This window comes from Brevundimonas sp. (genome assembly GCF_032017145.1).
In the GTDB taxonomy this organism is placed as follows: domain Bacteria; phylum Pseudomonadota; class Alphaproteobacteria; order Caulobacterales; family Caulobacteraceae; genus Brevundimonas.
The window spans coordinates 1-4,546 of the sequence record NZ_DALZQC010000162.1 but is presented as its reverse complement, the minus strand read 5'-3'; the positions used below and the strand labels follow the sequence as shown (position 1 = coordinate 4,546).

The window sequence follows — 4,546 nt, the reverse complement described above, 5'->3', positions numbered from 1 at the left end:
GCCAGCCGATTGACCGCCGCGCCCAGCACCAGCGGCGCCAGCACCCCCAGCCCCTTGCCCGCCAACGTCAGGACGATGGCCGAGATCAGCCGCAGCCGAAGCTGCGGCGCGCCCGAACGTCCCACCAACCGCGCCAGATCCGCGAGCGCCGTCAGCGTCGCCGGTCCGTCCGTCTTGTCATCCGTGCTCCCGGCCTGCTGCGCCTTGACCATCGGGTCGCGCCTGCCGCCTGAGCGCTCTCCACGCATCGCCATCTGCCGCATATGGAAAGCCAATGCGACCGGGGAAAGGCCACGCTGATGCGCGGCCGGGGATTAGTCGCTCAGTCCAGGCCGACGATCGCGTCCAGCAACTCGTCCACCGCCGCCGCCTGAGTGGCCCAGGAACACACGAACCGCACCGACCCGTCGTCGAACGGATAGCAGGCCCATCCCAGGTCGGTCAGACGCGCGTGCGCCTCTGGCGACATCCGCACGAAGACGGCGTTGGCCTCCACCGGATGGGCCAGGACGAAGGACGACCGCGTGGCGATGCCCGCCGCCAGCCGCTGCGCCATCAGATTGGCGTGGGCGGCGCCCGCCTCCCAGTCGCCGCTTTCCAACAGGCCCAGCATGGGGCCGGACAGCAGTCGCGTCTTGGACGCCGTCTGCCCGGCCTGCTTCAGTCGGTTGTCCAAACGCCGCGCCAGCGTCTTGTCGAACAGCACAATGGCTTCGGCGCAATTGGCCCCGGCCTTGGCTCCGCCGAACACCAGAACGTCCACGCCCAGGCGCGGAATATCCTTCAGGTCGAACCCCGCCGCCGCCGCATTGGCCAGCCGCGCCCCGTCCATATGGACGCGATAGCCCAGCGCCTTCACCGGCTCGATCAGATGGCGCAGCTCTTCCTCGGTATAGACCCCGCCATATTCCGTCGCCTGGGTCAGGGACAGGGCGGCGGGCGGCTGGCGATGACCGACCTCGGCCTCGGCCAACTGCGCCTGCAGGGCCAGAGGGTCGATCTTGCCCGAAAAGCCCGGCAGGCCGATCAGGCCGACGCCATGGCCGAAGAAGCCCGGCGCACCCGTCTCGTCAGTGCAGATGTGCGCCGCATGGTGGGCCAGCACCGCCTCATAGGGCTGGGCCAGCATGGACAGGGCGATGGCGTTGGCGGCCGTGCCGCTGAAGACGAACCGCACCTCGGCGTCCGCATCCAGCCGCTGCCGGATCTGATCGGCGGCGCGCGCGGTCACGTCGTCGGCGCCGTAAGCGCGCGCGAACCCCTTGTTGGCGCGCACCAGCCCCTCGATGGCGCTCAACGCCATCCCCGCCGTATTGTCGGACCCGAAATCGTAGCGCATCAGCCGACCTTGCCCGCCACCGGCCCGTCGATCGGGTCGTAATCGGCATCGCCATAGGGCACGGCGACCTGATGCGGGAACGGAATCTCGATGCCGGCGTCGTCCAGCGCCTCCTTGCCGCCCTGCATCAGATCGGCCTGGGTCTGCCACCAGTCGCCGACCTTGACCCAGGCGTGCAGGGTGATCTGGACCGAACTGTCCAACAGGCCCGTCACGCCGGTCCAGGGCTTGGGATCGTGCAGGACCTTGTCATGCCCGCCCGCGACATCGGCCAGAACCTGACGCGCCTGGTTCAGGTCGTCGCCATAGCCGACGGTGAAATGAATCTCGATCCGCCGGGTCTGTTGGCCCGTCAGATTGGTCAGCGAGTCGCTCAGGACCTTGGAGTTCGGAATGACGATCTTGTGGTTGTTGGCGTTCGACAGCTGGGTCGTGAACAGGTCCAGCCGCTGCACCGTGCCCGACATGCCGCCCACGTCCACCACGTCGCCGACGCGATAGGGCCGCAGCACCAGCAGCATTATACCCGACGCCACATTGGACAGCGTACCCTGCAACGCCAGACCGACCGCCAGGGACGCCGCGCCCAGCACTGCTATGATCGAGGTCGTCTGCACCCCCAGCCGTTGCAGCACAGCGATCATGCCGACGATGATGACCACCACCCGCACCACCTGCACGGCGAAGCTGAGGACTGTCGGGTCGTGCCGGAACCCGCGCACCCGCGACAGCGCCTTGCGCGCCGCACTGGAGGCCCACTTCGCCGCGAACAGGGTCGCGATGAAGATCAGGATGGCGATGGTCAGATTGACGGCGAACTCGCCCGCCAGTTCGGTCAGTTTGGCGATCATCACCGCATCGACCGCAATGGCCTTTCGGCCGGCGGCGACCGCTTGGTCCAGGGAGGCGACGTCAAGAGACAGGGTCGAAGACATGGGCCGGGTCTAACGCCTGACGCCGCGATTGGAAGCCCCGGACGCCTGTTTTCATGCCTTGGCTATGCGTCCGCCGCCGCTTTCCATGGCGTCCAGCAGGTTCATCACATTGCCCAGGGTGTCGGCCTCACGCGCGGGCTTGTCCCAGCGGATGCGGCTGACGCGCGGAAATCGCATGGCCACGCCGGATTTGTGCCGGGTCGAGCGGTTCAGCCCTTCGAAGGCGATCTCCAGAACCAGGCCGAAATCCCGTTCGGCCCGCACCGAGCGGACGGGTCCGAAACGTTCCACCGTGTGATCGCGAACGAACTTGTCCAACTGTTTCAGCTCCTCGTCGGTGAAGCCGAAATAGGCTTTTCCGACCGGCGTCAGCGTCCCCTCCTCGGTCCAGACGCCGAAGGTGTAGTCGGAATAGAAGCTGGATCGCTTTCCGTGCCCGCGCTGGGCGTACATCAGCACCGCGTCGATGACGTGGGGGTCGCGCTTCCACTTGAACCAAGGCCCCTTTGGCCGCCCGGCCAGATAGTGACTGTCCCAGCGTTTCAGCATCAGACCCTCGGCCGCCGCCCCCACCGGCGGATCGGCCCTGAGTCGCGCCAACTGGTCCCAATCGCCATAGTCGACCAGCGGCGACAGATGCAGCCGTTCGCCCGCATGATCGGCCACCATGGCCTCAAGTCGCGCGCGACGCTGGCGCAGCGGCAGGCTGCGAAGGTCCTCTCCGTCCTGGGCCAGCAGATCATAGGCCACCACCGCCGCCGGAAAGGCCTGCATCGCCTTGGCGTCCACCGTCTTGCGGTTCAGCCGCTGCTGCAGATCGCCGAACGGCGCCACCGCCCCCTCGCGCCAGACGATCAGTTCGCCGTCGATGGCGCCCTCGAACGCCAGGGCGTCCATGACGTCGGGAAAGGCCGCCGAAATCTCGTCGCCGGTGCGGGAGTAAAGCTTTCGCACCTCGCCCTCCAGCACCGCCTGGACGCGTATGCCGTCCCACTTCCATTCGGCGGCGTAGTCGGCCGGCGACAGCTTGGGCAGATCGACCGCCTCGTCGATGGCGACCGCCAGCATGACAGGCCGGAACCGCCCCGGCGCATCCGGACTGGGTCGTTCGGCCCGCCCCTCCAGCCAGGCGAACAGGTCGGCATAGGGCGGCTCGACCGCGTGCCACACCTCCTCGATGGCCGAGGCGTCCAATGCCTCCAGCGTCGTCTCCCCCTCGTCGCCGTCCGGCGACGGCGGCGCGGGCGCGACGTCGGGGCGGATCATCGCCGCCGCCGTCTTGGCCAGCCGCGCCGACAGGCCCACCCGCAAGGCTCCCGTCATCAGCTTCAGCAGCGCCCACCGCCCCTTGGGCTCCAGCGCATCCAGCCAGTTCTCCAGCAGGCCCCGCACCTCGGTCCGGCTGGCCGTCCTCAGCGCCTCGACCACCTCGGCCAGCTCCGGCTCGCGGTTCGGGCGACGGTCCGGCGTCACCGGCCAGATCAGGGCGACCGTCTCGGCCAGATCGCCCACATAGTCGTAGGACCAGCCGAACAGCACGCTGTCCACCCGCCCCTCCACCGCCTTTCGGATCATGGCCGGCTTGGCGGCGTCGAAGGTCAGGTCGCCGGTCAGGGCGGCCAGCGCCCAGCCCCGATCCGGGTCCGGCGTCGCTCGCAGATAGTCGCGCACCAGCACCAATTTGGCGTTGCGCGACGCCGTCAGGGACAGGCGATCCAGAAGTTCGGCGAAGGCGCGCATGTCCATCCCTGTCCAGGCGCGCCAACCGTCGCCGCTGGTCTCAAACGAAGAACGCCCCGGAGGTTTCCCTCCGGGGCGCCTGTCGCCGATGCGGTCGCTTAGTTGAACAGGCCCGCGATGACCGCGGTGATCAGGCCGCCCGCGACGGCCGCCAGCACCACGTCGTTGCCGCTGCGGACATATTGATAGCCGTGGGGCGGGGCGCGCAGACCGTAGCGCCCGTAGTCGCGCACCACATAGTCGCTGGTGCGGTAGTAGGAGGGCATCCGCTGACCATATCGCCACGACCGCACCTCATAGCCGCGCGGCGGCACATAGCGCGGAGCATGATAGCGACGCTGCGCCTGCTGCCAGCGGGCGTAGGCGCGCTGTTCTTCGCGATAGGCGTGGCGTTCGCGGCGTTGCTCGTGGCGGAAGTCGCGGCGCTCATGCCGCTGCTCGCGACGGAAATCGCGGTGATCCGGGCCGGGACCGTGGCGCGCGGCAGGGCCGTGTGGTCCGTGCGGGGGCATGGGCTGGGCCGAGGCCGCGC

General features: G+C 68.6%; 4 protein-coding genes and 1 pseudogene. All 5 read right to left on the bottom strand.

The genetic code is table 11. From position 1 onward, the window contains the following. A pseudogene (locus RTU05_RS17045) lies at positions 1-212 on the bottom strand (metal ABC transporter permease); the annotation flags it as partial. Between the two features lie 110 nt (positions 213-322). Continuing rightward, the gene (locus RTU05_RS17040) at positions 323-1,339 is read right to left on the bottom strand and encodes a beta-eliminating lyase-related protein (RefSeq protein ID WP_312599505.1); all 1,017 of its coding nucleotides are present in this window, start codon (positions 1,337-1,339) and stop codon (positions 323-325) included. Beyond that, positions 1,339-2,274, bottom strand: a complete 936-nt coding sequence (locus RTU05_RS17035; RefSeq protein ID WP_312599504.1) for a mechanosensitive ion channel domain-containing protein — start codon at positions 2,272-2,274, stop codon at positions 1,339-1,341. The genes RTU05_RS17040 and RTU05_RS17035 overlap by 1 nt, the downstream gene beginning before the upstream one ends. Positions 2,275-2,325: 51 nt before the next feature. Continuing rightward, positions 2,326-4,014, bottom strand: coding sequence for a cisplatin damage response ATP-dependent DNA ligase (locus RTU05_RS17030; RefSeq protein WP_312599503.1), 1,689 nt, complete (start codon positions 4,012-4,014; stop codon positions 2,326-2,328). A gap of 98 nt (positions 4,015-4,112) precedes the next feature. Continuing rightward, on the bottom strand, positions 4,113-4,546 hold a 434-nt coding region (locus RTU05_RS17025; RefSeq protein ID WP_312599502.1), incomplete at its 5' end, for an RcnB family protein.